This is a genomic window from Pseudomonas sp. AKS31 (assembly GCF_023634765.1).
Taxonomy (GTDB): Bacteria; Pseudomonadota; Gammaproteobacteria; order Pseudomonadales; family Pseudomonadaceae; genus Aquipseudomonas.
The window spans coordinates 51,628-76,661 of the sequence record NZ_JAMLFX010000012.1; the positions used below are offsets into that span (position 1 = coordinate 51,628).

Below are 25,034 nucleotides of genomic sequence, written 5' to 3' on the forward strand. Positions count from 1 at the left end.
AACGCGCAGTCGATCGGCACCCTCCTCGCGGCAATCAATACGAACCGGCAAAAACAGCTCGATCACCGCAATATTGCTGTGCAGATGCTCGGTCATGCGCGGCGTGGTAAACGAGCCACCACCAGCCAGCGCCATTGGCAACAGCAACTGATCGGCAAGGTGCTCGGCTACCGCAGCACCACTGCGTAACCAGTCGGCGGCTTGATTAATCGCTGCATCGGCAACCTTCTCTGCGCGCAATGACACTTGACCAAATGCGCTGAACACCTCGGTGACGTGTTCGAAGACGTACTCCAGCAGCAACACATTGCCTGGCCCGCGGGCTGGATCGAGCATCACAGGGTGCAGCGCCGCAGCCGGCAGACTCAATCGCTTGGCCACCTGGTTCAGCTCACGCTGGGCGACCGTAGGTCCAAGCCCGGCGGTCAGTGCCGACGCGCTCTGTGAAATCGCTTCGCCACGGTCACACAGGTCGAGTCGCGTCAGGTTCGCCGGGTGCACATTCACCGCAATCTCGCCACCGCCGGCCGGGACAAAACCATGGCGCACCAAGTCCAGCTCAACGTTAGCCCCCATGCGTCGCAACAGCGGCAGCCAACTGCGCGATAGAAAATCGGCCGGCGGCGCCAGCGGGTTATGCGTGCCACCGGAAATCCGCACTCGACTCGCCTGCGGTGCCCGTAACAGTGCCGGCAACAATGTCTGTAACACCAGCGTGCAGCTGCCGGCCGTGCCGATGGCGAATTGAAAGTCGCCGGCGCGAATCGCGCCGGGTTCGAAGCTCAAGGCTTGCGAACCCAAATGAGCGCCGCAGACCGTTGCACCACACACTTCGGCCGCCGCCATCACCGCGGTCAAGTGTTGGCGCAGCAGTCCCGGACGGCTGCGCCTGGCACGAATCTGTTTAATGCGAAACGCCCGGCCCGTCACCATCGACAAGCTCAAGGCGCTGCGCAACACCTGGCCGCCACCAATGGCACCGTCCAGTTCTATCACTTCCTGTTTCATTGCATTCCTTACGCGTATAGCCCGACGGTATCCCTGAGGTACTGATCCAGCCGTCGCGAGTCTTCCTGAGTTCTGGGTAATGTGGGCACTTCGCGCTCGAGTTCGGCCGCGATGAACCCGTGCAACGCCGGTCGACGCGGCCCGTAGGCGCTCTCATCGGCATTGCGTTTAAGGGCGAGCAGCTCGTCGACTTCATCGAGCAACGCGCGATCATCGACCGTGGTCAGGAGGTCGGCGAACGTCATCGGTGGCCGGCCTCGTCCCTGATCGATCCAGCGCACGGCTAACAATGGTCGCAGCACGTAGAAGTACTTCTTCAAACGCACAGTTTCCCCTTGCAGGTAACCGCGAAAGTTCTTCTTTGCCATCGACAGATAGTGATTGCGCGCCGCTGGCGGGCTGTAGAACGCTTCGGCGAGTTCGCGCAGTTGTGCCACCTGCGCGGTTTCACTGCGATAAACCAGCGGCGAGTCGAGCCACTCCAGCAAGGTCGGATTGGATTTGCGCAACAATCCGAGGGTCTTGCGCAGCTCCCAACCACTGACATCAAGTTCATCGTCCAGCGGACGCTCGATCACATCACGCGGCGCATCGACCTGAACGAACCAATCGGGCTTTTCCACATACACAAACCGTACGTCGTAATCGCTGTCGGTCGAGGCAAAACCCCAGGCCCGACTGCCGGACTCACAGGCATACAACACCGTGACATTGCGTTCACGCTCTATGCGTGCCAGCTCTTCCAGTACCCGCGCGCGCATCGTGTTGCACAGCGGGTGACGCTCTTCGAATTCCACGATTTGCTTTCCTTTATCCTTTGACGCACACCACCTGACGCAAGGTGTGCAGCACTTCCACCAGCTCACGCTGGGCGTGCATGACTTTGTCGATGTCCTTGTAGGCCATCGGAATCTCGTCGATCACCGCTTCGTCTTTGCGGCACTCCACATGGGCCGTGGCGCGAATCTGATCCTCGACAGTGAACATATTCTTGGCCTTGGTGCGGCTCATGGTGCGGCCGGCGCCGTGGCTGCAGGAACTGAAGGACTCTTCGTTACCCAGGCCGCGGACAATGAAACTCTTGGCGCCCATCGAGCCTGGAATAATCCCCAGTTCGCCCTTCTTCGCCGACACCGCACCTTTGCGGGTGACCAGTACCTCTTCACCGAAATGCCGCTCTTTCTGCACGTAGTTGTGGTGGCAGTTGACCGCTTCCAGCGCCACTTCAAACGGCTTGCGGATAATCTGCCGTGTCGCCTGAATCACTGCGCGCATCATCAGCTCGCGGTTCTGTTTGGCGAAGTCCTGCGCCCAACCCACCGCTTCCACATAGTCATCAAAGTGCTGACTGCCCTCTTCGAAGTAGGCCAGGTCACGATCCGGCAGGTTGGCGATGTGCTGACGCATATCCGCCTGAGCCATCTGGATGAACAGGTTGCCGATGGCATTGCCGACGCCACGCGAACCACTGTGCAACATGAACCAGACCCGGTTGGCTTCATCCAGGCACACTTCGATGAAGTGGTTGCCGCTGCCGAGCGTACCGAGGTGCCCGCGGTTGTTGGTGTTGGCCAGTTTCGGGTACTTGTCGGTGATCAATTTGAACCGTGGCTGCAGCCCCGCCCAGGCCTGATCGGCTTGCTGCGGGATTTCATCCCAGGCGCCCTTGTCGCGCCGCGAACGGTTCGAACTGCGGCCATGCGGCACCGCTTGCTCGATAGCGCTGCGCAGCCCGTGCAGGTTGTCCGGCAGATCGGCAGCCGTCAGTGACGTGCGCGCGGCGATCATGCCGCAACCGATGTCGACGCCGACCGCCGCCGGAATGATCGCACCGACCGTGGGAATGACGCTGCCGATGGTCGAACCTTTGCCCAAGTGCACGTCCGGCATGACCGCCAGATGTTTGAAAATGAACGGCATTTTTGCGGTGTTCATCAACTGCTCGCGGGCCTCGTTTTCCACGGGCACACCTTCGGTCCACAGTTTGATCGGTTTGCCGTTGGCGACTTCGAGCAGTTGGTAAGTGTGTTCTTTCATGTCTTTATTCGACTGCATATTGAGAGATTTGACTTGGCCATCCTGGCTTCTCGCTGGTTTGACCTGTTCGTTGCGATAGACATTGCAGCGGCTGTGCCAGGTTTTTAATTTTCCCGAAAAAATTTCATATCTCTTTGTTTTAAATGGTTTTTATTCTTTAAAAGGCTTTTTAATCATTTGATTGGGCGACAAACCCTGTGTAGAAAAATTATCATTGGTTATCGTTTTTTATCTTTTGAGATAAGCATGCAAAATAAACGTACCGTCGCCATCGGGTTTATCGGCGCCACTCTTGATCGCGTCGGTAAAGGCGCCAATCGCTGGAGCCATTGGCGCCCGAGCGTGGGCCTCTGCCAGCAGCCGGATGTTCTGATCAATCGGCTTGAGCTGATTCACGGCATCGACGCCCGCGACGTCAGTCTCGCCGAGCGGGTGCGCGCCGACATCCAGCAGGTTTCACCGGAAACCGAAGTGCGCCTGCACTCGATGGCGTTGCGCAACCCATGGGATTTTGAAGAGGTCTACGGCGCACTGCACGATTTCACCACTGCCTACGCGTTCGACACCGAACACGAGGACTACCTCGTCCACATCACCACCGGCACCCACGTCGCGCAGATCTGCTGGTTCCTGTTGACCGAGGCGCGCTACTTGCCCGCTCGCCTGATCCAGACCTCCCCCGCCAGGCGCAAGAGCGAAGACGAGCACGCCTGTGGCACCCACGCCCTGATCGACCTCGACCTGTCGCGATATGATCGCATCGCCTCACGCTTTGCCAACAAACGCCTCGAAGGCCTGGCATTTCTGAAGTCCGGCATCGCCACACGCAATGCCGCGTTCAACCGCTCCATCGAGCAGATCGAACGCGTTGCGGTGCGTTCAAAAGCCCCCATGCTGCTGATCGGCCCGACCGGCGCCGGAAAATCCTTTCTGGCCCGACGCATCTACGAACTCAAACGCAACCGCCATCAGATGCAGGGACGCTTTGTCGAAGTCAACTGCGCCACCCTGCGTGGCGACGGTGCGATGTCGACCTTGTTCGGCCACAGCAAAGGCGCCTTCACCGGTGCACAGAATGCCCGCGACGGCCTGCTGCGCGCGGCGGATGGCGGCATGCTGTTTCTCGATGAAATCGGCGAACTGGGCGCCGACGAGCAGGCGATGCTACTCAAAGCGATTGAAGAGAAACGCTTCTTTCCACTGGGTTCGGACAAGGAGGTGGAAAGCGACTTCCTGATCATCGCCGGCACCCATCGCGACCTGCGCAGCCGTGTCGCTGACGGCTTGTTTCGCGAAGACTTGTACGCACGCATCAACCTCTGGACGTTCGACCTTCCCGGACTCGCCGGCCGCCGCGAGGATATCGAGCCGAATATCGATTTCGAGTTGCAGCGCCATGCCCGCGAGCATGGGCAATTGGTACGCTTCAACCTTGAAGCCCGCCGGCTCTATCTGGCCTTCGCCAGTTCTCGCGAAGCAGCGTGGCTGGGTAATTTCCGCGAATTGTCTGCGTCGATCACGCGCATGGCGACATTGGCGGACAACGGGAGGATTGATGAGGCGCAGGTGCAGGAAGAGATTGAGCGATTGCGTTATGCCTGGGGCCTGACCCAAACGGGTAACAGCCCGGAAGATTTGCCAGGAGATGCACAAAGCATGGATCTGTTTGACCGCTTGCAGTTGCGCGCAGTACTTGAGGTCTGCCGGCAAGCAGACAGCCTGTCGGATGCCGGTCGCCGCTTGTTCGGCATCTCGCGCCAGGCCAAGGCGCAACCGAATGATGCGGACCGTTTGCGCAAGTATCTGGGCCGGTTCGGGATTGAATGGAGCCAGTTGGCGCCGTAGCCACCGTTCTTGCCCCAAATGGGCCAGGGATGCCGCTGGTCTGATGCGCCGCACCTTCGCCCGGTGAGTTCTTCCAATGCAGTACATCCACCGACTCGGAAGACAACGTCATGAACAAGCGAATGATTGCAATCGGATTGGCCAGCCTGGTTTCGCTTTGCCCACTGTTTTCCCTCGCAGCTGAAAAAACAGGTGGCTCTTCAGCGCCTCCGACTGTGATGCCCGGTGTAAATCAGGGCGGATCCGAGTCAAAAGAAGACAAAGCTGACAAGAAAGGTGAAGAGGCATCAGGATCGAATTCCGGAGCCGAGGCACACGAAACACAGAAGGATGCAGCCAGCTCAAGCGATTCTGCAGATGTCAAAAAACCCAGCCAGTGAACCGCCGTTTTGGCCGATGAACAGATGGTAGCGCCGAGCCATGAATGCTAACGTTCCCGGCCAACATTCAGGGATGGCGTGCCATGCTCAATCGGTTTCTGGCGACAACGGCAATACTGCTCACTTTCAGCTTTGCAGCACACAGCGCCACCTTGCCCAGCGAATATCTGGAAGAGTGCCAACGAGTCGAAAATTCGGCCAAAGCCATCATGAAAGCCAGACAAGGAGGCGTGCCCCTCTCCTCCGTTCTGGAATTGGCCGATAACGCAGGCAAGGAAAGCGAATATGTGGGCAGTTTATATAAAGCGCTGATCGGGCAGGCCTACGACATGCCACGAGAGTCGGACACGAAGAAGCAAGAAAAGGTGGTGGCTGACTTTCAGAAAACCTTTTATTCGCTTTGCATCGATTCTGCGCAGAAAACGGCGAGTGGAAGAAGCTGACCGGGAATGCCTTTCTATAGACAGCAAAAACCCGCCGAAGCGGGTTTTTGAAGATCCAGCGATTAAACAGGGCCGAATTGATTTAACAAGGCATCCACTCCCGCCGAGCAAAAAAATGCCTGAAAAAATCACTGCGCATGAAAAAGCCCAATCTTTTCAGATTGGGCTAAGTCATTGAATTATATGGTCGGGACGGAGTGATTCGAACACTCGACCCCTAGCACCCCATGCTAGTGCGCTACCGGACTGCGCTACGCCCCGACTGGTGTTGCAACCGTTCTTCACCTCGAAGAACGCTCAAGAATATAGCGCAAGCGTTTGAAAACTGGAAGTATTCAAACGCTGCTTTTTATTTCTTGAGAACCACCAGTACGTCTTCCAACTCGGCGATCATCTGCCGAATCATTTGCTTGTACTGAGTCGTGTCGTCTTTGGCTTCATCGCCGGACAGACGCAAGCGCGCGCCGCCGATGGTGAAACCCTGATCATAAAGGAGCGCGCGGATCTGCCGGATCATCAGCACGTCCTGGCGCTGATAATACCGGCGGTTTCCGCGGCGTTTGACGGGGTTGAGTTGAGGAAACTCCTGCTCCCAGTAACGCAGCACGTGTGGCTTTACGGCACACAGCTCGCTGACTTCACCAATGGTGAAGTAGCGTTTGCCCGGGATGACGGGTAGTTCGTCGTTATGACTTGGTTCCAGCATAAGCCTCAACTCGGGCCTTCAACTTCTGCCCTGGACGAAAGGTGACCACACGGCGAGCCGTGATCGGGATTTCTTCCCCCGTTTTAGGGTTGCGGCCAGGCCGCTGGCGTTTGTCCCGAAGGTCGAAATTGCCGAAACCGGACAATTTGACCTGCTCGTTGTCTTCAAGAGCGTGCCTGATTTCCTCGAAAAACAGTTCTACCAATTCCTTGGCTTCCCGCTTGTTCAGGCCCAGCTCTTCATACAGACGTTCCGCCATCTCAGCTTTCGTCAAAGCCCCCATACGTCACTTCCTTAACGTGGCGTTCAACCTTTGTTCGAGCGAGGTGAGGATATTTTGCGTCGTCGAATTCACCTCATCGTCATTAAGAGTGCGCGATGGATGCTGCCAGGTCAAGCCAACTGCAAGGCTTTTTCTATCAGGATCAATGCCTTTACCCTGATACACGTCAAACAGCCTGAGATCTGTGAGCCATTCACCTGCATTTTCACGGATTACGTCCAGTACAGCCGCGGCGGCGACGTCTTTGTGCGCAATCAGTGCAAGGTCACGACGCACTTCAGGAAAGCGCGACAACTCGTGGAATTTCGGCATTTTACCGAGTGCCACTTCAGCCAGAACCAGCTCGAAAACGAAGACCGGACGATCCAGACCCAAGGCTTTCGACAATTCAGGGTGAATGGCGCCGATGAAGCCGACTTCGCGACCTTCGCGCTCGATGCGCGCGGTTTGACCCGGGTGCAACGCCGGGTGTTTGCCCGGAGCAAAGGTGAACGAGTCCAGCGCACCGGCGAAGCCCAGCACCGCTTCCACGTCGGCTTTGACGTCGAAGAAATCAACCGTGTCGCGGCCTTGCGCCCATCCTTCCGGCAGGCGGCTACCGCAAACCACACCGGACAGCATCGGCTCTTGCTTCAGGCCTTCGAGCTGACCGACGAAGCGCAGACCGCTTTCGAACAGACGCACGCGATCCTGCTGACGGTTGAGGTTGTGCTGCAACGCCTTCACCAGACCTGGCCACAGCGACGAACGCATGGCAGCCATGTCATTGGAAATCGGGTTAGCCAGCAACAGCGGCTCGACGCCCGGGTTGAACAGTTCGAACTGACGCGGATCGATGAAGCTGTAAGTAATCGCTTCCTGATAACCACGGGCTACCAGCAGACGGCGCAGTTCCGGCAGATCGCTACGCGCTTCAGCCTTGGCTTGCGGCGCCAGACGCGCTTGCGGGTAACGAACCGGCAGACGGTTGTAGCCGTACAGACGTGCCAGCTCTTCGATCAGGTCAACTTCCAGGCTGATGTCGAAGCGATGGCTTGGCACTTCTACGCGCCACTGGCCTTCGCCGTCGGAAGTAATGCCCAGACCCAGGCCACCGAGCAAACGCTCAACCTGGACCGAATCCATTTCCATACCGAGCATCTGGGTGATGCGCTGGGAACGAAGAGTAATTGGTGCGATCGACGGCAAGTGCTGTTCGCTGACGGTCTCGATGATCGGACCGGCTTCGCCGCCAGTGATGTCCAGCAGCAGGCCAGTGGCGCGCTCCATGGCTTCACGGGCCAGTTGCCAGTCAACGCCACGCTCGTAGCGGTGCGAAGCGTCAGTGTGCAGGCCGTAAGAACGCGCCTTGCCAGCAACAGCAATCTGGTCAAAGAAAGCGCTTTCCAGAAATACGTCGCGAGTGGTTGCGGACACACCGCTGTGCTCGCCACCCATGACACCGGCAATCGCCAGCGCGCGGGTATGGTCAGCGATCACCAGCGTATCGCTACGCAGGCTGACTTCCTGACCGTCGAGCAGTACGAGCTTCTCGCCCTCTTCCGCCATGCGCACACGAATTCCGCCATTGATTTCGGCGAGATCGAAGGCGTGTAGCGGCTGACCCAATTCGAGCATCACGTAGTTGGTGATGTCTACAGCAGCGTCGATGCTGCGCACGTCGGCGCGACGCAGACGCTCCACCATCCACAGCGGCGTCGGCTTGGACAGGTCAACGTTACGGATAACGCGGCCCAGGTAACGCGGGCATGCCGCTGGGGCCAGCACTTCTACCGAACGCACTTCGTCGTGCACGGCAGGAACGGCTGGCACCACCGGGCGAGTCACAGGAGCGGCGTACAGCGCGCCGACTTCGCGGGCCAGACCGGCCAGGGACAGGCAATCGCCACGGTTCGGAGTCAGATCGACCTCGATGCTGGCGTCTTCCAGATCCAGATACACGCGCAAATCTTCGCCCACCGGCGCATCGGCCGGCAGCTCCATCAGACCGTCGTTGCCTTCACCGACCTGCAGCTCAGCTTGCGAGCAGAGCATTCCGTTGGACTCAACGCCACGCAGCTTGGCTTTCTTGATCTTGAAGTCGCCCGGCAGCTCAGCGCCGATCATGGCGAACGGAATCTTCAGGCCCGGACGCACATTCGGCGCACCGCACACGACCTGGAAAGTTTCCGCGCCATTGCTGACCTGGCACACACGCAGCTTGTCGGCGTCCGGGTGTTGCTCGGTGCTCAGCACCTCGCCCACCACCACGCCGCTGAATACACCGGCGGCCGGGGTCACGCTATCGACCTCAAGGCCCGCCATCGACAGACGAGCAACCAGTTCGTCGCGATTTACCTGCGGGCTAACCCAGCCACGCAGCCATTGTTCACTGAATTTCATCCTGCTCTCCTAAGAATTCGTTACGACTAGCGAAATTGCGCGAGGAACCGCAAGTCGTTGTCGAAGAACAGACGCAAGTCGTTCACGCCGTAACGGAGCATGGCCAGACGCTCGACACCCATGCCGAAAGCAAAACCGGAGAATTCTTCCGGATCAATGCCGGACATGCGCAGCACGTTCGGGTGAACCATGCCGCACCCCATCACTTCCAGCCAGCCGGTCTGCTTGCAGACGCGGCAGCCTTTACCGCTGCACATCACACATTCCATGTCGACTTCGGCGGATGGCTCGGTGAACGGGAAGTACGAAGGACGGAAACGTACGGCCAGCTCTTTCTCGAAGAACACCCGCAGGAACTCTTCGATGGTGCCTTTGAGATCGGCAAAATTGATGTCGCGATCCACCAGCAGGCCTTCGACCTGGTGGAACATCGGCGAGTGGGTGATATCGGAGTCGCTGCGATACACGCGGCCTGGGCAGACGATGCGGATCGGCGGCTGTTTCGATTCCATGGTGCGGACCTGTACCGGCGAGGTATGGGTGCGCAGCAACATGTTGGCATTGAAGTAGAAGGTGTCATGCATCGACCGGGCCGGGTGATGGCCTGGGATGTTGAGCGCTTCAAAGTTGTGATAATCGTCTTCGACCTCAGGGCCTTCGGCAATGCCGTAGCCGATGCGGGTGAAGAACTGTTCAACACGCTCCAGAGTCCGGGTCACCGGATGCAGACCACCAGAGGTCTGGCCACGGCCCGGCAATGTCACGTCAATGGATTCGGCGGACAGTTTGGCAGCCAGTTCAGCTTCTTCAAACAGAGCCATGCGCGCATTGAGAACGCCTGTAACACGTTCCTTGGCAACGTTGATCAGCGCACCGACTTGCGGGCGCTCTTCTGCCGGCAAATTCCCCAGGGTCTTCATCACCTGAGTCAATTCACCCTTTTTGCCAAGGTATTGAACCCGGATTTGCTCCAGGGCATTGATATCTTCAGCGCTTTGCACAGCCTCTAGTGCTTGAGAGACCAGCGCATCCAGGTTTTCCATGTACAGACTCCAGATACAAAATAGGGGAAGAGCTTGAAGGCTCTTCCCCTATTTATGACGTTTAACACCTGGCCCCACAGAGGTGAGGCCGGGTGACTGTCGGGGGTACTTAAGCCAAGGTGGCTTTAGCTTTCTCGACAATCGCAGCAAACGCCGCTTTTTCGTTCACTGCCAGATCAGCCAGAACCTTACGGTCGATCTCGATGGACGCTTTTTTCAGACCAGCGATGAAACGGCTGTAGGACAGACCGTTAACACGAGCACCAGCGTTGATACGAGCGATCCACAGAGCGCGGAACTGACGTTTTTTCTGACGACGGTCACGGTAGGCGTATTGGCCTGCCTTGATTACCGCTTGCTTGGCAACACGGAATACGCGGGAGCGTGCGCCATAGTAGCCTTTAGCAAGTTTCAGAATTTTTTTGTGACGTTTACGGGCAATGACGCCACGCTTTACACGAGCCATGAGTTACTTCCTCTATTCTTGACTAAAATTAACGAAGGCGCAGCATGCGCTCGACTTTTGCCACGTCAGACGGATGCAGCAAGCTGCTACCGCGCAGTTGACGCTTACGCTTGGTCGACATTTTAGTCAGGATGTGGCTCTTGAAAGCGTGCTTGTGCTTGATACCGTTAGCAGTTTTCAGAAACCGCTTAGCAGCACCACTTTTGGTTTTCATTTTTGGCATGTTCGGATACTCCGCATTCAGTTGATAAACATAATCAGAAGGCCTGCCGTGCCCTGTTGATTACTTCTTCTTTTTCGGGGCGATGACCATGATCAGTTGGCGTCCTTCCATCTTAGGATGCTGTTCGACCGAACCGTACTCGAGCAGGTCAGCTTCAACCCGCTTGAGGAGTTCCATCCCCAGCTCCTGGTGGGCCATCTCACGGCCGCGGAATCGCAAGGATACCTTGGCCCTGTCCCCATCACTCAGGAAACGTACCAGGTTGCGCAGTTTTACCTGGTAATCCCCTTCCTCCGTCCCTGGACGAAACTTGATTTCTTTTACCTGAATCTGCTTCTGGTTTTTCTTCGCCGCGGCAATCTGCTTCTTCTTTTCGAAGATCGATTTGCCGTAGTCCATCACACGGCAAACCGGTGGGACTGCGTCTGCGGAGATTTCTACCAGATCAAGCTTTGCTTCTTCAGCAATACGAAGCGCTTCATCAATCGAGACGATGCCAATCTGCTCGCCATCAGCGCCAATTAACCGAACCTCGCGTGCCGAGATATTCTCGTTGATCGGGGCTTTCGGTGCAGCTCGTTTATCTTGTCTCATTTCACGCTTAATAATAATTACTCCGAATCTGGGCGACCACGCCGGGAAACCGCTTGCGCGAGAAACTCAGCGAACTGGGCGACGGGCATCGAGCCCAGGTCAGCACCTTCACGAGTACGCACAGCGACAGTCTGCATCTCGACTTCCTTATCTCCGATAACCAAAAGATAGGGAACCTTGAGCAAAGTATGCTCGCGGATTTTAAAGCCGATCTTTTCATTTCTCAAGTCGGACTTGGCACGAAATCCGCTTTCGTTGAGAGTTTTTTCTACTTCTGCAACAAAATCTGCCTGTTTATCAGTGATATTCATGATCACCGCCTGGGTTGGCGCGAGCCACGCAGGGAACGCACCTTCGTAGTGCTCGATCAGAATCCCGACGAAACGCTCGAAGGAACCGAGGATCGCACGGTGCAACATCACTGGGTGTTTGCGGCTGTTGTCTTCGGAGACGTATTCAGCGCCCAAACGGACAGGCAGGTTAAAATCGAGCTGCAAGGTACCACATTGCCAGACGCGACCGAGGCAATCTTTCAGCGAGAATTCGATTTTCGGACCGTAGAAAGCACCCTCGCCCGGCTGCAGATCGTACGGCAGGCCCGCAGAATCAAGGGCTGCAGCCAATGCGGCTTCAGCGCGATCCCACAGCTCGTCGGAACCGACGCGTTTTTCCGGACGAGTGGACAGCTTCATCTCGACATCGGTAAAGCCGAAGTCACGATAAACGTCCATGGTCAGCTTGATGAACGCGGCGGACTCGGCCTGCATCTGTTCTTCGGTGCAGAAGATGTGGGCATCGTCCTGAGTGAACGCACGTACACGCATGATGCCGTGCAGCGCACCCGACGGCTCGTTGCGGTGGCAGGCACCGAACTCGGCCAGACGCATCGGCAGCTCGCGGTAGCTCTTCAGGCCCTGGTTGAACACCTGCACGTGGCACGGGCAGTTCATCGGCTTGATGGCGTAGTCGCGGTTTTCCGACTGAGTGGTGAACATGTTGTCGGCGTAGTTGGCCCAGTGCCCGGATTTCTCCCAGAGGCTGCGGTCAACGACTTGCGGCGTCTTGATTTCGAGGTAGCCGTTGTCGCGCTGAATCTTGCGCATGTACTGCTCGAGCACCTGGTACAGAGTCCAGCCGTTCGGGTGCCAGAACACCATGCCCGGGGATTCTTCCTGAGTGTGGAACAGGCCCAGACGCTTGCCGATCTTGCGGTGATCGCGTTTTTCAGCTTCTTCGATGCGCTGGATGTAAGCCGCCAGCTGCTTCTTGTCTGCCCAAGCAGTGCCGTAAACGCGCTGCAATTGCTCGTTCTTGGCGTCGCCGCGCCAGTAGGCACCGGACAGCTTGGTCAGCTTGAAGGATTTCAGGAAACGTGTGTTCGGCACGTGCGGGCCGCGGCACATGTCGACGTATTCTTCGTGATAGTACAGACCCATGGCCTGTTCGTTCGGCATGTCCTCGACCAGGCGCAACTTGTAGTCTTCGCCACGGGCCTTGAACACTTCGATCACTTCGGCGCGCGGAGTGACTTTCTTGATGACGTCGTAATCTTTCTCGATCAACTGCTGCATGCGCTGCTCGATCGCAGCCATGTCGTCCGGAGTGAAAGGACGTTCGAAGGCGATGTCGTAATAGAAGCCTTCGTCGATGACCGGACCGATGACCATCTTCGCAGTCGGGTACAGCTGCTTGACCGCATGGCCAACCAGGTGAGCGCAAGAGTGGCGAATGATCTCCAGCCCCTCTTCATCCTTAGGCGTGATGATTTGCAGGGTCGCGTCGCTGCTGATGATGTCGCTGGCGTCGACCAGTTGGCCATTGACCTTGCCGGCCAGTGTGGCTTTGGCCAGACCAGCACCAATGGATGCGGCGACCTCGGCTACGGAAACCGGGTGATCGAATGAACGTTGACTGCCGTCGGGAAGAGTAATAGTTGGCATGGCGCCTCCTCTCCTAGTGGTGACCCCTACCAAAGGTCACGTGGGTTGGGATGAGCCAGTACAAGATCCGATCCAGGCCATTCAATGACGAACGCCTGCCTTACAGCGGCAGGAGCCTTGCGGCCAACCGGAAAACCGAACCAGAGTGACTGGGATTCAAATCGAAATATTCGCACGTTGACCGCTGCCGGGACTGAAGGTCATCCGAAGCCTGAGAACGCTTGAGCCCGGCATGCTAGCACAGATGAGCGGTCACTTATGCCTCTGTTTGATCAGAAGGCAAATCGTCTGTTTTTATGCCAGAGTGCTGAACTTGATTGGCCTTTCAGCCCTCAGATAACAAGACATTGACCCACAAGGAGCATCCTCGCATGCGTCTGAATACCCTGTTCGCCGTAGTCGCCCCTATCGTCATGCTGCTGCCACTGAGCGCCCACGCCGACTGGCCGAAGGGCGAGCGCGAGAAGTACATGGCACAGTGCACCCAGGCGGCGACTCCGCAAATTGGTGCTGCTGCGGCCAAATCGCACTGCGCTTGCGGCGCTGATGCCATCAAGTCCTATCCTGCAGCCGACATTCAGTCCCTGATGGACAACAAAGCCACCCCTGAACTGCAGCAGAAAGCGCTCGGACAGATCGCCAAATGCAAGGCGAATACACCGGCGAAAAAGTGATTGGAAAAGCCTTCTGATTCGGCTCAGCGCCCCTGAAACAGGCTGAATTTGCGTCTTTTCAGACGATTTATGCAGGTTTTACAGGTTTTTTTATTGTCTTTACTTTCTGCTCAAAGCCTTTTAAACCGGGGCTTTCAGCGAAAACAGACAGCAAAGAAAACACGACTGATTGGCAAACAGCACGTCCGGGGGGCTCCCAAAGCGAACATTTCGACTATGATACCCGGGTGTGCCCAGTTGGCCTGAGCAGCACAGTACTGAAAAATATATGTTTCTTGGAGATACACCATGTCTAATCGCCAAACCGGCACCGTTAAGTGGTTCAACGATGAAAAAGGCTTCGGCTTCATCACTCCTCAAGGTGGCGGTGACGACCTGTTCGTACACTTCAAAGCTATCGAAAGCGACGGTTTCAAAAGCCTGAAAGAAGGCCAGACCGTTTCCTTCGTGGCTGAGAAAGGCCAAAAGGGTATGCAAGCTGCACAGGTTCGCCCAGAGTAATTTCCCGGCGCACTAAAAAAACCCCGTCCATGTGACGGGGTTTTTTATGCCTGCAACAAACGTGGTGCGTAATCAGCCGCAGTTGACGCGAGTGATTACCAGGTTGTTGTCAGTGTTCAGGTTCAAGCGATCGGAACGGTACTCGAGCGTGATCATGTCGTTCGGCTTGAGGAAACGGGCATTTTGCGCCCCGGCTTTGGCGCGCGCCTGCTCAAGTAGCTCTGGCGACGCTTTCTTGCCGATGGCGAACGCCGCCGCCGATGCTTCACAGCGGCTGTGACCGGCTTCGGTTGCCGCAGATTCCTTTGCCGACTCGCTGGAGGTCGTGCTGCAACCGGCCAACATGGCAGCGGCCAAAAGTGCACCCAGTGTCGCGAACTTCAAAGGCATGAAGCCTCCTTGTTTTCAAAATGGTTAAGCTGAGATCGTGCGACCGTCATTCCGCTGTTTGGTTTCACGGCCAGGGCCATCCCCCTGCCCCACGATCGGAAAAAAGCCGAGTGTGCCTCAGTCGCACGCAGCACTTCATCGATCAATCGTGACTGAATATGAACGGCGCTCAGTAGACGTCGATGTAGTCATACGGCGGATTCGGCCAGTTGTCCTTCAGCGCGTTGAAAATCTGCATCACCCACACTTCATCGCTGGCTGCGACATTGCCCACGTAGCCCGAACCCTTGGCCCAGGTTTCCAGGCGAAACAGCAAACCATCAATATCCTGCCCGCCGGTTACGCCTGAAGAAATGTAAGCAATACCGCCCTTGGTCACGCGCAACTGCGTGTGTTCGTCATCACTGGCAGAAGCGAGCATTTGGCGCACTGCGTCGAGCGTGAGGCCGTCAGGGGTGTTCAAATCGATCTGCACAGCACAATCCTTGGAAAACCTTGAAAGACCAAGTGTCGCATAGCGCAGCGCTCATGCCTAAGTCGCAGTGCCAAACGCCCGGCAAAATGGTTAACTCGCTCTCAGACATTCCTGACTTTTCGAGCGCACTCATGAGCACCGTAAGCATCACCGCCGACATCAAGGTCCTGTGGCCGAAGGGGCACAGTTCGTATAGCCCGGGCAGTTCGGAGGAGCTGGCATTGATCAGCATCGATTTGCTGGTCAAAACGATGGGAACACAAGGCGCACAAACGTTTATCGCACAGGTGTTCGAGCGGTATCAGCACGACCACAAGGCCACGCTGGATACCGAGAGGGAATAAAAACCCGCAGACTGGCATCTGCGGGCTTTGGCCTTACTTCAAGCGCTTCAGACGCTCGGTCAACAGATCAAAGAAGCCTTGCGCGTCGCCGTTTTCCACCCAGAAGGCGTTTTTCGGCGCCTTCAGGCCGTCGTACCAGTCGACGATGGTCTGACCGAAAGTCGGTCCTTCACGGCTATCCACCACGACATTCACCGAACGACCGGTGAACAGTTCCGGCTTGAGCAGATAGGCCACAACGGTAGCGTCATGCACCGGGCCACCCGGAATACCGTAGTGCTCCATATCGCCTTTGATGTACTCGTTGAGAATGTCGCCGACAATCTTGCTCGCGTTGTTGTTCAGCGCAGCGATCTGTTTCAGGCGTGCATCACTGGTGAGGATCTTGTGGGTGACGTCCAGCGGCAGGTACGTCAGCTTCACGCCGCTCTTCAGAACCACTTCAGCCGCTTGCGGATCGGCGAACAGGTTGAATTCAGCCACCGGGGTGATGTTGCCACCGTTGAAGTGCGCACCGCCCATGATCACCACTTCCTTGATGCCCTGAACGATTTCAGGCTCTTGGATCAGCGCCAGCGCCAGGTTGGTCTGCGGACCGAGCATGGCGATCGTGATGCTGTGCGGCTTGGCTTTTTTCAGGGTATCGATCAGGTAGTTGACCGCATTGCCTTCAGCCAGACCCTTTTTCGGTTCGTGCACGGTGACACCCGACAGACCTTCCTTGCCATGGATGTTCTCGGCGTAGATCGGCGTGCGCATCAGCGGCTTCGGCGCACCAGCGTAGACCGGTACATCTTCGCGCCCTGCCCACTCGCGCGCCAGTCGTGCATTGCGCGAAGTCTTGTCGAGGCGCACGTTGCCGGCCACGGTGGTCAGCGCACGGATGTTCAGCTCGTCCGGCGAGGCCAGGGCGAACAGCAAGGCGACGACATCGTCAGCCCCCGGGTCGGTGTCGATGATCAGGTCGATTTTCTCCGCCGCCTGGGCGCCGGTGGCAGTGATGACGGACAAAAGCAAAAAGCTCCGGATGAGTTGATGCAGTTTCTGAGCATAGCGTTGCATGGCGCATTCCTTGTGCATGTGGAATCAAAAAATCAGAACGTAACCCCGGCGACCAGGACGATATTGCAGTAAGGCTGGCATTCACCTGTACGAACAATCGCCCGAGCCTGTCGGCTGAGAACCTTGAATTGCTCATGACTGAGCAGATCGCGCCGGCCCAGAGCGCCCTCTTCATTCAACTGCTCCAGCGTGTTCAGCGCGGTCGGTTGCTTGTCGAAGATTTCTTTGGCCAGTGCATGGCTTTCCACCTGCATCTCGCTGAGGACGACTTTCAGGGTGCTGATGAAGTCCGGCACACCGTGGGTCAGCGCCAGATCAATCAGCTCGACACCCGGCGGCACCGGCAGTCCGGCATCACCAATGACCACCATATCGCCGTGGCCCAAAGAAGCAATCAGCCGCGACAATGCGACGTTGAGCAGAGGAGTCTTTTTCATGCGGGTTTAAAAGCCTGTACGTCGGATAGGGTTGGAATGGAGGGTTGCGCGCCGGCACGGGTTACCGACAAGGCGGCGGCGATCTGCCCGAAACGAATTGCGTCGGCCTCGGACTTGCCATTGGCCAGTGCAGCGGCGAAACCACCGACGAAGGTGTCGCCTGCCGCTGTCGTGTCGACAGCCTTCACTTTCGGCGCCGGGAAATGCTCGAAGCGTTGGCCATTGGCGAACAGCGAGCCTTGAGCACCGAGGGTAATGATGACTTTGCCCGCGCCCATGGCGATCAGCTGGCTGGCTGCGCTTTCTGCCGTCTCCTGCGAGTCCACCGGCAACCCGCTCAACACCGCCGCTTCGCTTTCGTTGGGGATCAGGTAGTCGATCGCGGCAAACCAGTCCGCCGGAAGGGGACGACTGGCCGGTGCCGGATTAAGGATGACGACTTTACCCAGCGCACGTGCACGTTTAAGCGCATGCCCCACCGTGGCATCCGGAATTTCGAGCTGGCAAATGATCACGTCGGCGGCTTGCAGCACTGCATCAAACCGGTCGATCACTGCGGGCGTCATTGCACCGTTGGCACCGGCGACGATGACGATGGCGTTCTGACTGTTGTCATCGACCACGATCAACGCCACACCACTGGAATCATCGACCGCGCTCACAGCCAGGCAATCGATCTGCTCGGCCAGCAGGGCCTCGCGCAATTGCACGCCATAGTCGTCGTTGCCAACGCAACCGACCATCGCCACCTGTGCGCCCAATCGCGCTGCGGCCACTGCCTGATTGGCACCCTTGCCGCCGGAAACCGTGGCAAATGAATGTCCGATCAGCGTTTCACCGCCTACGGGCAGCCGCGGCGCCCGGGTCACCAGATCCATGTTCAGGCTGCCTATTACCACTACATTTGCTGGCATACATCATTACTCGTCAATTCGGTTTCAGCGGTATTCGGTGAACACGCCGGACAACGGGGCGGTCGATTCGCGCAAGACAATACTAGGGGTCACGATCCTTTGATCAGTGCCCAGGTTCGGCGTAGCAATCCTTCGCAGCAGCACTTCGGCCGCCATCTCGCCCAGTTGCAGGATCGATTGCCCCACCGTGGTGAGTGCCGGGTAGACGTAACGACTCATCTGGATATCGTCGAAACCGATCACCGACAGCTCACTCGGCACGCGCACATTTCGCTCCGCTGCCGCGCGCAGTACACCGATGCCGATCATGTCGTTACCTGCGAAAATCGCACTCGGCGGATTGCGCTCGAGAAGAATCGCCGCTGCGTTGTACCCGCCAGTACTGGTGAAATCACTTTCCAGCATTCGCTCCTGTCGGACCTCAACGCCCGCCTCTTTCAGCGCCCGGCAATAGCCGGCCTGACGCATTTGCGCAACACTGGTAGTGGCCGGGCCGCCGATGGTGGCGATGTCGCGGTGCCCCAACTCCAGCAAGTGCCGCGTAGCGAGGTAAGCGCCGTATTCGTGGTCGATGCGCACCAGATCGGCGTCGACACCCTCCAGACCACGGTCGACGATGACCATTGGCGTTTTCACCCCGGCCAGCCCCTGCGCCAGACCGCTGTCACCGCCCGCGGAAGCTACGATCAAACCGTCGATGCGCTTCTCCAGCAAGACGCGCAAATAGCTGCGCTGCTTGTCGGGGTTGTCGTCGGAGTTGCAGAGGATCACGCAGTAGCCGTTACGCTCGCAATAATCCTCGATACCCCGCGCCAACTCGGCGAAGTACGGGTTGAGACTGTTGGGCACCAGCAGGCCGATGGTCGCAGTCGTCTTGGCTTTCAGCGAGCGCGCCACCGCACTCGGTACATAGTCGAGGCTCTTGATCGCCGCCTCGACTTTCAGCCGCACTTCCTGACTGACCGGCCGGGTGTTGTTCACCACATGCGAAACCGTCGTATAGGAAATCCCCGCGAGGGCTGCCACGTCCTTGATCGTTGCCATGTGTTAGCCCCGGCGACTGGCGCGCTGACTGCGATAAGTGTCGAGCACCACCGCGATCACGATGACGGCGCCGGTGATGATTCGCTTGGTCGGTTCAGTCGCGCCGATCTGTGCCAGACCGGCCGCCAGGACCGAGATGATCAACACGCCAAAGAACGTGCTGATCACCGAACCACGCCCGCCCATCAGGCTGGTACCGCCGATGACCACAGCAGCGATCACTTGCAGCTCCAGGCCGGAACCGGCATTCGGATCAGCAGCTTCCAGACGGGAAATCTGAAACAGCGCGGCGATACCGGCCAGCAAACCCATCAGGCTGAATACCAGAATCTTGTAGGGTTTCGGATTGATCCCCGCAAGGCGCACTGCCTCTTCGTTGGTGCCGATGCCGATCAGGTAGCGACCGAACACCGTCCGGGTCAACACGGCCTGAGCAATGAAAATCACCAGCAAGGCAATGATGAACGATGGCGAGATACCGAACGCGATCGGGTTCGACAGCCAGGCAAACGAGTCACCGATGTATGCGGTGCGCGATCCGGTCATCTGATACGCCAGACCCCGAGCCATTTCCAGCACACCCAAAGAGACGATGAACGATGGAATCCGCCACGCCACCGTGATCGAACCGGTGACAGTACCGGCCAGCGCCGCCACTGCCATGCCGAGCAATGCCGACGGCAACACGCCCCAGCCCCAGCCGAGAATCGCAACGCTGACCGTCGAAGCGGCCAATGCGAGTACCGAACCCACCGACAGGTCGATGCCGCCAATGATCAACACGAAGGTCATGCCGACCGCCAGTACCATCAGATCAGGAATCTGGTTGGCCAGGGTGCTGAAGGTGTTATACGACAGAAAGTGGCTGCTCAAGACCGAGAACAGCGCAATCATCGCCAGCAAGGCGCCGGCCAGGCCCAGATAAGTGCCCAGACCGTAGAAGTTGCCACTACGTTTGCCGGCAGGAGATGCAGTTTTCATGGGAGATCCCTAGGCGCCGCTTCATTGAGCAACGCATCACGTTTTTGGTAGCCGGCGAACGCGGCAGCAAGCAAGTCATCCTGGGTCCAGCTGTCACGCTCGAAGGTGTCGATCAAGCGCCCTGCCGACAACACGCCGATCCGGTCGCAGATCAACATCAGCTCACGCAGGTCACTGGACACCACCACCAGCGCTTTACCCTGGCGCGTCAGTTCGCCGAGCAAGGCGTAAATGTCAAACTTGGCGCCGACGTCGATGCCACGGGTCGGCTCGTCGAACAGCAGCACCGAACAATCGCGCTCCAGCCAGCGGCCAATCACGACCTTCTGCTGATTGCCACCGGACAGTTCTGAAACCAGCTGTGTCGGGCTCGAGCTGCGGATGCGCATGGCGTCGATCTGACGCTGCGCCAGAGCGATCTCGTCGCCGTTTTTGACGACTCCGCCACTGGAAATTTCCGGCATGTTGCCCAGTGCGATGTTGGCGCTGATCGACTGACTCAGGAGCAGGCCTTCACCCTTGCGGTCTTCGGTAATCAACGCAATGCCGTTGCGCACGGCGTCGACGGGCGAGCGCACGCTGACCACTTTGGCCGGCGAGCCCAGCGCAATGGTGCCGCTGTCGGCAACGTCCGCACCAAAAATCAGTCGCAGCAGTTCTGTGCGCCCTGCCCCGATCAATCCGGAAATCCCGAAGATCTCGCCGGCGCGCACTTCAAACGAAACATCGCGCACTTTATCGGAACGAGTCAGGCCCTTGACCGTCAGCGCCGGCGCACCAACCTTGCGCGGCCCCATATCGATATGTTCGCCCAGCTCACGACCGACCATCAGTGTGACCAGTTGTTCACTGTTGTAATTGGCCATCGGCTCGACGCAGACCAGATTGCCGTCACGCAGCACGGCAATGCGCTGTGCGACTCGGGCAAGCTCTTCGAGGCGGTGGGAAATGTAGATGATCGAGACGCCGCGTGCCTGCAGACGAGTGATCTGCTCAAAGAGCATTTCGACTTCCCGTGCGGTCAGCATCGCGGTCGGCTCATCGAGGATCAGCACATGGCAATCGCCAATCAGGTTGCGGGCGATTTCGACCATCTGCTGATGCCCGATCCCCAGCTCGCCGACCAGCGTATCCGGATCAATCGCGTCGAGGCCGACTTGTGCCATCGCTTCGACTGCAGCCTTGCGCAATTGCTTGCGACTGATCCAGCCGCCGTTGCTTGGCAGGTTGTCGAGAAACAGGTTTTCCGCGACCGACAATGTCGGCAACAGATTGAGTTCTTGCATGACCATGCGCACGCCAAGTTCTTCAGCCTGGGTACGACTGCCCGGACGGTAGTCCTCGCCGTGGAATTGCATCTGGCCGGTGGTCGGCGTGACCAGTCCGCCAATGATCTTCGACAGGGTACTTTTGCCGGCACCATTCTCGCCGGTCAGCGCCAGCACTTCACCGCGCATCAGCGTCAGATCGATGCCGGTGAGCACCGGTTGCGCATAGGTCTTACCGATACCGCTGACCGAGAGGACAGCGTTCGGGGCGGAAACTGACATAAAAACTCTCCATGCGCTCGCCCGGACGGACGAGCGCCGTTGTGTCGCCAGAAGACTTACTTGGTGACCAGCTCGACCGGGGTTTCGATCACGCCATTGGCGCCGCTGTCGACTTTTTCGCCCTTGATGATTTTCAGCGCAGTTTCGATGCCGAACACAGCTTGTTTGGCAGCGAACTGGTCAGCGGTGGCCAAGACACGACCGTCCTTCAACATTGGCTTGATGGCATTGATGTTGTCGTAACCGACCACCTGAACCTGACCTGCCTTGCCAGCGGCACGTACTGCGGAAACGGCACCAACGGCCATGCTGTCGTTACCGGCCAGCAGTGCTTTGACGTCCGGGTATTCGCTGAGGATCGAAGCGGCAACCTTGTTGCCCTTGTCGATTTCCCAGTCACCGGATTGCAGGGAAACGATCTTGATCTGTGCAGCGTCCATTGCATCCTTGAATCCAGCGGTACGTTGCTGGGCATTGGTGGTCGTGGACACGCCTTCAATGATGCCGACTTCGTCACCGGCCTTGAGCTGCTTGGCCAGGTATTCGCCGACCAGACGCGCACCTTTACGGTTGTCCGGGCCTACGAATGGCACACTGATGTTTTTGCTTTTGACGATGGCCGGATCGAGCTGGTTGTCGATGTTGATCACGGTAATGCCGGCATCGACGGCTTTCTTGATCACCGGCACCATGGCCTTGGAGTCGGAAGGCGCGATCACCAGCGCATTGACCTTGGCCAGAATCATCTGCTCGACGATGCGGGTCTGGCCGGCAGTATCGGTTTCGTCCTTGATGCCGTTGGAGATCAGATCGAAATCAGCGGAGTGTTCTTTCTGGTAGGCCTTGGCGCCATCTTCCATGGTCAGGAAGAATTCGTTGGCCAGAGACTTCATGACCAGCGCGACTTTGGGTTTTTCGGCGGATTCGGCGAATGCCGAGGAGACAGGTAGTGCAGCGGCTGTGGCAGCCAGCATAGCGACAGCAAGAAGACGTCCAGCGAATGGCAGCTTCATGGGTTCACTCCGATCTTATGATTATTGTGAGCAACGCTTGCGCTGGCGTAAGCTACCCGGCTATCTGCAGGGCCATAGTGCGCCGAGAGCGCCACGCAAACGTTTGCGTAGACCGAACTATGCGAATCCCGCCGGCATTTGTCAACAATCAGAAATCGGTATTGCTTAAAGGGCGAATCCGCTGCTTCGCCCTCCGATGATCACGCCGTGGTATTGACCATGTTGCCGCTGGTGGAGCCCTTGGACATTTCCTTGAGCAACGCAGCCGCGACTTCCATGAGTGCGCCGCTGGTCTGCGCGATCTGCCCCTGAATGGACATCACCGCCTGCGACTTGGCCTCCGGCGTCGGATAGCTCGCAGCCTGGGCCGCCGCCAGTTGCTGTTGCTGCTCCTGCAGTTGCTTCTGTAATTCCTTCATCCGCTTGAGCAGCATTTTCACGGTGACATTCAGACTGTCGCCGCTGTCCGCGCTATCGGCCTGGCTGGCTTCTTGCGCAGGGCCACCGGTCCTGACCTGTTTGCTCGGCTCTTTTTCAACACCCAGCGCCTCGTCGGCAGCGTCCGCTTCTGCCTTGTTCATTGCATTGATCGTCGCTGCGGTTTTACCGCCGATGGTGACTGTACCCGGGTTTGAAAAACCGATCGTCAGTGACATGTGAACTCCCTAAAAAAGCGTTTCCCAGAACACCCATCGGCCTGAAGGCCGGTTTCTTTAGCAGAGAATCCCGAGCCGGCAACCGGTTTCATTCGACAAAAGCGGTAGTCCCTTTCGGTGAACCGAACGCGAAAGCTTCCAATGTTCGGAAACCCGGATAAACGTTTCAACAAGCCACTCGCAAACCAATAAAAACTTGATTTAAATCATCAGTTTAAACATTTCTCTAACGCAAAGTTCGGCTGGTACAGATCCTGCTCCCTTCACCGCACCCCGGGCATCCAGATCGGCTTGGGGTGATCTAGATGAACCTGCATCAGCACCGTCTCACTACTAGAGAGAAAAATAATGAAATCTGCTTTCAACACTTTGGTTCCGGGCGCTTTGGCCCTTCTCCTGCTCCTGCCCACCGCCCTCCAGGCGAAAGAAGTCGAAACCCAGGCCAAGCTCGCCAACGTTGTGGTACTTGCCACCGGCGGCACCATTGCCGGCGCCGGCGCGAGCGCCGCCAACAGCGCCACCTATCAGGCAGCGAAGGTTGGCGTCGAACAATTGATCGCCGGCATTCCCGAGCTGAGCAAACTGGCGAATGTGCGTGGCGAACAAGTCATGCAGATTGCTTCAGAAAGCATTACCAACGAAAACCTGCTGCAACTGGGTCGTCGCGTAGCCGAACTGGCTGACAGCAAAGACGTCGATGGCATCGTCATCACCCACGGCACCGACACCCTGGAAGAAACCGCTTACTTCCTCAACCTGGTAGAAAAAACCGATAAGCCGATCATCGTCGTCGGTTCGATGCGTCCAGGCACTGCGATGTCCGCTGATGGCATGCTCAACCTGTATAACGCCGTGGCCGTGGCCAGCAGCAAAGAAGCGCACGGCAAAGGCGTACTGGTGACCATGAATGATGAAATCCAGTCCGGTCGCGACGTCAGCAAAATGATCAACATCAAGACCGAGGCCTTCAAAAGTGCCTGGGGCCCACTAGGCATGGTGGTTGAAGGCAAGTCCTACTGGTTCCGCTTGCCAGCCAAGCGTCACACCATGGATTCGGAATTCGACATCAAAAACATCAAGAGCCTTCCTGATGTAGAAATCGCCTATTCCTACGGCAATGTGAGCGATACCGCCTACAAGGCTCTCGCGCAGTCGGGTGCCAAGGCGATCATCCATGCCGGCACCGGTAACGGCTCGGTATCCTCCCGCGTGGTTCCAACCCTGCAAGCGCTGCGCAAGGATGGCGTGCAAATCATTCGTTCGTCCCACGTCAACGCTGGCGGCTTCGTTCTGCGTAACGCTGAACAGCCAGACGACAAATACGACTGGGTTGTCGCTCACGACCTGAACCCGCAGAAAGCCCGCATCCTGGCAATGGTCGCCCTGACCAAGACCAACGACAGCAAAGAGTTGCAGCGGATGTTCTGGGAATACTGATTCGCCTTCGCCCGATCAATTCCAGATCGGGCAACCTGAACACTACTCGCCCAATAGGCGGGTAGTGAATCGCCTACAGCGCTCCCGCACTTTTCCCACAAAAAAGTCGACACGACCTACACCAAAATCCGAAAACCGCTGTCAGAGGATTTTCTTGAATTTTAAGCAGTTGCGAAAAAGCTTACAGTTAAATACTGTACGCACGT

The 25,034-nt window shown here is 57.6% G+C and carries 29 protein-coding genes and 1 tRNA gene; 8 read left to right on the forward strand and 22 right to left on the reverse strand.

Annotated elements, in window-relative coordinates; translation table 11 throughout:
- The 3 genes from rtcA to M9827_RS22825 form a co-directional block, all read right to left on the reverse strand.
- Window positions 1-1,008, reverse strand: a 1,008-nt coding sequence (gene rtcA / locus M9827_RS22815) for an RNA 3'-terminal phosphate cyclase (protein ID WP_250607242.1), incomplete at its 3' end; no start/stop codon positions are given.
- Window positions 1,009-1,016: 8 nt separating this feature from the next.
- Window positions 1,017-1,805 carry a nucleotidyltransferase domain-containing protein gene (locus tag M9827_RS22820; RefSeq protein ID WP_250607243.1) on the reverse strand — a complete coding sequence of 263 codons (789 nt, stop codon included), beginning with the start codon at window positions 1,803-1,805 and terminating at the stop codon, window positions 1,017-1,019.
- A 13-nt stretch (window positions 1,806-1,818) separates the two neighbouring features.
- Window positions 1,819-3,045 (reverse strand): RtcB family protein, encoded by a 1,227-nt coding sequence (locus tag M9827_RS22825; RefSeq protein WP_250607244.1) that lies wholly within the window; start codon window positions 3,043-3,045, stop codon window positions 1,819-1,821.
- A gap of 246 nt (window positions 3,046-3,291) precedes the next feature.
- Between M9827_RS22825 and rtcR the strand changes: the two genes are divergently transcribed.
- The 4 genes from rtcR to M9827_RS22845 all read left to right on the forward strand — a co-directional run bounded on the left by rtcR (window position 3,292) and on the right by M9827_RS22845 (window position 5,891).
- Window positions 3,292-4,890: an RNA repair transcriptional activator RtcR gene (gene rtcR / locus M9827_RS22830; RefSeq protein WP_250607245.1), complete on the forward strand. Its 1,599-nt coding sequence runs from the start codon at window positions 3,292-3,294 to the stop codon at window positions 4,888-4,890.
- 110 nt (window positions 4,891-5,000) lie between these two features.
- On the forward strand, window positions 5,001-5,270 hold the full coding sequence (locus tag M9827_RS22835; protein ID WP_250607246.1) for a hypothetical protein: 270 nt from the start codon (window positions 5,001-5,003) through the stop codon (window positions 5,268-5,270).
- A gap of 44 nt (window positions 5,271-5,314) precedes the next feature.
- Window positions 5,315-5,713 carry a hypothetical protein gene (locus M9827_RS22840; protein WP_250607247.1) on the forward strand — a complete coding sequence of 133 codons (399 nt, stop codon included), beginning with the start codon at window positions 5,315-5,317 and terminating at the stop codon, window positions 5,711-5,713.
- On the forward strand, window positions 5,700-5,891 hold the full coding sequence (locus M9827_RS22845; RefSeq protein ID WP_250607248.1) for a hypothetical protein: 192 nt from the start codon (window positions 5,700-5,702) through the stop codon (window positions 5,889-5,891). Before M9827_RS22840 ends, M9827_RS22845 begins: the two co-directional genes overlap by 14 nt.
- Before the next feature lie 6 nt (window positions 5,892-5,897).
- On the opposite strand, the gene M9827_RS22850 is transcribed toward M9827_RS22845, so the two are convergent.
- The 9 genes from M9827_RS22850 to thrS form a co-directional block, all read right to left on the reverse strand.
- Window positions 5,898-5,974, reverse strand: a tRNA-Pro gene (locus M9827_RS22850).
- Between the two features lie 88 nt (window positions 5,975-6,062).
- On the reverse strand, window positions 6,063-6,419 hold the full coding sequence (locus tag M9827_RS22855) for a MerR family transcriptional regulator (protein ID WP_003179985.1): 357 nt from the start codon (window positions 6,417-6,419) through the stop codon (window positions 6,063-6,065).
- Window positions 6,400-6,702, reverse strand: a complete 303-nt coding sequence (gene ihfA / locus M9827_RS22860) for an integration host factor subunit alpha (RefSeq protein WP_002553164.1) — start codon at window positions 6,700-6,702, stop codon at window positions 6,400-6,402. The genes M9827_RS22855 and ihfA overlap by 20 nt, the downstream gene beginning before the upstream one ends.
- A gap of 3 nt (window positions 6,703-6,705) precedes the next feature.
- Window positions 6,706-9,084, reverse strand: coding sequence for a phenylalanine--tRNA ligase subunit beta (gene pheT, locus M9827_RS22865; RefSeq protein ID WP_250607249.1), 2,379 nt, complete (start codon window positions 9,082-9,084; stop codon window positions 6,706-6,708).
- Between the two features lie 26 nt (window positions 9,085-9,110).
- Window positions 9,111-10,127: a phenylalanine--tRNA ligase subunit alpha gene (gene pheS / locus M9827_RS22870; RefSeq protein WP_003226365.1), complete on the reverse strand. Its 1,017-nt coding sequence runs from the start codon at window positions 10,125-10,127 to the stop codon at window positions 9,111-9,113.
- Window positions 10,128-10,236: 109 nt separating this feature from the next.
- Complete coding sequence (rplT, locus tag M9827_RS22875; RefSeq protein WP_002553161.1) at window positions 10,237-10,593, reverse strand: 50S ribosomal protein L20; 357 nt, start codon at window positions 10,591-10,593, stop codon at window positions 10,237-10,239.
- Window positions 10,594-10,621: 28 nt separating this feature from the next.
- The gene (gene rpmI / locus M9827_RS22880; RefSeq protein WP_002553160.1) at window positions 10,622-10,816 is read right to left on the reverse strand and encodes a 50S ribosomal protein L35; all 195 of its coding nucleotides are present in this window, start codon (window positions 10,814-10,816) and stop codon (window positions 10,622-10,624) included.
- Window positions 10,817-10,876: 60 nt separating this feature from the next.
- Window positions 10,877-11,428, reverse strand: a complete 552-nt coding sequence (gene infC, locus M9827_RS22885; protein WP_170929410.1) for a translation initiation factor IF-3 — start codon at window positions 11,426-11,428, stop codon at window positions 10,877-10,879.
- A complete protein-coding gene (gene thrS, locus M9827_RS22890) occupies window positions 11,428-13,350 on the reverse strand; it encodes a threonine--tRNA ligase (protein WP_007913488.1) in 1,923 nt (640 codons plus the stop codon). Before thrS ends, infC begins: the two co-directional genes overlap by 1 nt.
- Window positions 13,351-13,721: 371 nt before the next feature.
- Here thrS and M9827_RS22895 point away from each other — a divergent pair, with 371 nt between their 5' ends.
- Window positions 13,722-14,024, forward strand: a complete 303-nt coding sequence (locus M9827_RS22895) for a hypothetical protein (protein WP_122843586.1) — start codon at window positions 13,722-13,724, stop codon at window positions 14,022-14,024.
- A 288-nt stretch (window positions 14,025-14,312) separates the two neighbouring features.
- Window positions 14,313-14,525, forward strand: coding sequence for a cold-shock protein (locus M9827_RS22900; protein WP_003179963.1), 213 nt, complete (start codon window positions 14,313-14,315; stop codon window positions 14,523-14,525).
- Window positions 14,526-14,597: 72 nt separating this feature from the next.
- Here the strand turns inward: M9827_RS22900 and M9827_RS22905 are convergent, their stop codons facing one another.
- Window positions 14,598-14,915: an I78 family peptidase inhibitor gene (locus M9827_RS22905; RefSeq protein ID WP_250607250.1), complete on the reverse strand. Its 318-nt coding sequence runs from the start codon at window positions 14,913-14,915 to the stop codon at window positions 14,598-14,600.
- 169 nt (window positions 14,916-15,084) lie between these two features.
- Window positions 15,085-15,390 (reverse strand): hypothetical protein, encoded by a 306-nt coding sequence (locus M9827_RS22910; protein WP_123448678.1) that lies wholly within the window; start codon window positions 15,388-15,390, stop codon window positions 15,085-15,087.
- Between the two features lie 131 nt (window positions 15,391-15,521).
- On the opposite strand from M9827_RS22910, the gene M9827_RS22915 reads away from it, so the two are divergent.
- Window positions 15,522-15,734, forward strand: a complete 213-nt coding sequence (locus M9827_RS22915) for a hypothetical protein (protein WP_250607251.1) — start codon at window positions 15,522-15,524, stop codon at window positions 15,732-15,734.
- Window positions 15,735-15,767: 33 nt separating this feature from the next.
- Here the strand turns inward: M9827_RS22915 and M9827_RS22920 are convergent, their stop codons facing one another.
- The 8 genes from M9827_RS22920 to M9827_RS22955 form a co-directional block, all read right to left on the reverse strand.
- On the reverse strand, window positions 15,768-16,796 hold the full coding sequence (locus M9827_RS22920; RefSeq protein WP_250607252.1) for a nucleoside hydrolase: 1,029 nt from the start codon (window positions 16,794-16,796) through the stop codon (window positions 15,768-15,770).
- Between the two features lie 32 nt (window positions 16,797-16,828).
- On the reverse strand, window positions 16,829-17,233 hold the full coding sequence (rbsD, locus tag M9827_RS22925) for a D-ribose pyranase (RefSeq protein WP_250607253.1): 405 nt from the start codon (window positions 17,231-17,233) through the stop codon (window positions 16,829-16,831).
- On the reverse strand, window positions 17,230-18,147 hold the full coding sequence (gene rbsK, locus M9827_RS22930) for a ribokinase (RefSeq protein ID WP_250607254.1): 918 nt from the start codon (window positions 18,145-18,147) through the stop codon (window positions 17,230-17,232). Before rbsK ends, rbsD begins: the two co-directional genes overlap by 4 nt.
- 24 nt (window positions 18,148-18,171) lie before the next feature.
- On the reverse strand, window positions 18,172-19,191 hold the full coding sequence (locus M9827_RS22935; protein ID WP_250607255.1) for a LacI family DNA-binding transcriptional regulator: 1,020 nt from the start codon (window positions 19,189-19,191) through the stop codon (window positions 18,172-18,174).
- A 3-nt stretch (window positions 19,192-19,194) separates the two neighbouring features.
- On the reverse strand, window positions 19,195-20,172 hold the full coding sequence (locus M9827_RS22940) for an ABC transporter permease (protein ID WP_123448673.1): 978 nt from the start codon (window positions 20,170-20,172) through the stop codon (window positions 19,195-19,197).
- Entirely contained in the window at window positions 20,169-21,722 is a 1,554-nt protein-coding gene (locus M9827_RS22945) for a sugar ABC transporter ATP-binding protein (RefSeq protein WP_250607256.1), read from the reverse strand. Before M9827_RS22945 ends, M9827_RS22940 begins: the two co-directional genes overlap by 4 nt.
- 56 nt (window positions 21,723-21,778) lie before the next feature.
- On the reverse strand, window positions 21,779-22,735 hold the full coding sequence (locus M9827_RS22950; RefSeq protein ID WP_016984936.1) for a sugar ABC transporter substrate-binding protein: 957 nt from the start codon (window positions 22,733-22,735) through the stop codon (window positions 21,779-21,781).
- A gap of 200 nt (window positions 22,736-22,935) precedes the next feature.
- Window positions 22,936-23,391, reverse strand: coding sequence for a hypothetical protein (locus M9827_RS22955; protein ID WP_250607257.1), 456 nt, complete (start codon window positions 23,389-23,391; stop codon window positions 22,936-22,938).
- A gap of 348 nt (window positions 23,392-23,739) precedes the next feature.
- Here M9827_RS22955 and M9827_RS22960 point away from each other — a divergent pair, with 348 nt between their 5' ends.
- A complete protein-coding gene (locus M9827_RS22960) occupies window positions 23,740-24,828 on the forward strand; it encodes an asparaginase (protein WP_250607258.1) in 1,089 nt (362 codons plus the stop codon).
- Window positions 24,829-25,034 lie beyond the last annotated feature (206 nt).

Bases quoted from the DNA above. Each gene is read 5' to 3' on its own strand.
- M9827_RS22825 (WP_250607244.1), bottom strand. From the start codon at position 3,045: ATGAAAGAACACACTTACCAACTGCTCGAAGTCGCCAACGGCAAACCG.
- rtcR (WP_250607245.1), top strand. From the start codon at position 3,292: ATGCAAAATAAACGTACCGTCGCCATCGGGTTTATCGGCGCCACTCTT.
- M9827_RS22835 (WP_250607246.1), top strand. From the start codon at position 5,001: ATGAACAAGCGAATGATTGCAATCGGATTGGCCAGCCTGGTTTCGCTT.
- M9827_RS22840 (WP_250607247.1), top strand. From the start codon at position 5,315: ATGCTAACGTTCCCGGCCAACATTCAGGGATGGCGTGCCATGCTCAAT.
- M9827_RS22855 (WP_003179985.1), bottom strand. From the start codon at position 6,419: ATGCTGGAACCAAGTCATAACGACGAACTACCCGTCATCCCGGGCAAA.
- ihfA (WP_002553164.1), bottom strand. From the start codon at position 6,702: ATGGGGGCTTTGACGAAAGCTGAGATGGCGGAACGTCTGTATGAAGAG.
- pheT (WP_250607249.1), bottom strand. From the start codon at position 9,084: ATGAAATTCAGTGAACAATGGCTGCGTGGCTGGGTTAGCCCGCAGGTA.
- pheS (WP_003226365.1), bottom strand. From the start codon at position 10,127: ATGGAAAACCTGGATGCGCTGGTCTCTCAAGCACTAGAGGCTGTGCAA.
- rplT (WP_002553161.1), bottom strand. From the start codon at position 10,593: ATGGCTCGTGTAAAGCGTGGCGTCATTGCCCGTAAACGTCACAAAAAA.
- rpmI (WP_002553160.1), bottom strand. From the start codon at position 10,816: ATGCCAAAAATGAAAACCAAAAGTGGTGCTGCTAAGCGGTTTCTGAAA.
- thrS (WP_007913488.1), bottom strand. From the start codon at position 13,350: ATGCCAACTATTACTCTTCCCGACGGCAGTCAACGTTCATTCGATCAC.
- M9827_RS22895 (WP_122843586.1), top strand. From the start codon at position 13,722: ATGCGTCTGAATACCCTGTTCGCCGTAGTCGCCCCTATCGTCATGCTG.
- M9827_RS22900 (WP_003179963.1), top strand. From the start codon at position 14,313: ATGTCTAATCGCCAAACCGGCACCGTTAAGTGGTTCAACGATGAAAAA.
- M9827_RS22905 (WP_250607250.1), bottom strand. From the start codon at position 14,915: ATGCCTTTGAAGTTCGCGACACTGGGTGCACTTTTGGCCGCTGCCATG.
- M9827_RS22915 (WP_250607251.1), top strand. From the start codon at position 15,522: ATGAGCACCGTAAGCATCACCGCCGACATCAAGGTCCTGTGGCCGAAG.
- M9827_RS22920 (WP_250607252.1), bottom strand. From the start codon at position 16,796: ATGCAACGCTATGCTCAGAAACTGCATCAACTCATCCGGAGCTTTTTG.
- rbsD (WP_250607253.1), bottom strand. From the start codon at position 17,233: ATGAAAAAGACTCCTCTGCTCAACGTCGCATTGTCGCGGCTGATTGCT.
- rbsK (WP_250607254.1), bottom strand. From the start codon at position 18,147: ATGCCAGCAAATGTAGTGGTAATAGGCAGCCTGAACATGGATCTGGTG.
- M9827_RS22935 (WP_250607255.1), bottom strand. From the start codon at position 19,191: ATGGCAACGATCAAGGACGTGGCAGCCCTCGCGGGGATTTCCTATACG.
- M9827_RS22940 (WP_123448673.1), bottom strand. From the start codon at position 20,172: ATGAAAACTGCATCTCCTGCCGGCAAACGTAGTGGCAACTTCTACGGT.
- M9827_RS22945 (WP_250607256.1), bottom strand. From the start codon at position 21,722: ATGTCAGTTTCCGCCCCGAACGCTGTCCTCTCGGTCAGCGGTATCGGT.
- M9827_RS22950 (WP_016984936.1), bottom strand. From the start codon at position 22,735: ATGAAGCTGCCATTCGCTGGACGTCTTCTTGCTGTCGCTATGCTGGCT.
- M9827_RS22955 (WP_250607257.1), bottom strand. From the start codon at position 23,391: ATGTCACTGACGATCGGTTTTTCAAACCCGGGTACAGTCACCATCGGC.
- M9827_RS22960 (WP_250607258.1), top strand. From the start codon at position 23,740: ATGAAATCTGCTTTCAACACTTTGGTTCCGGGCGCTTTGGCCCTTCTC.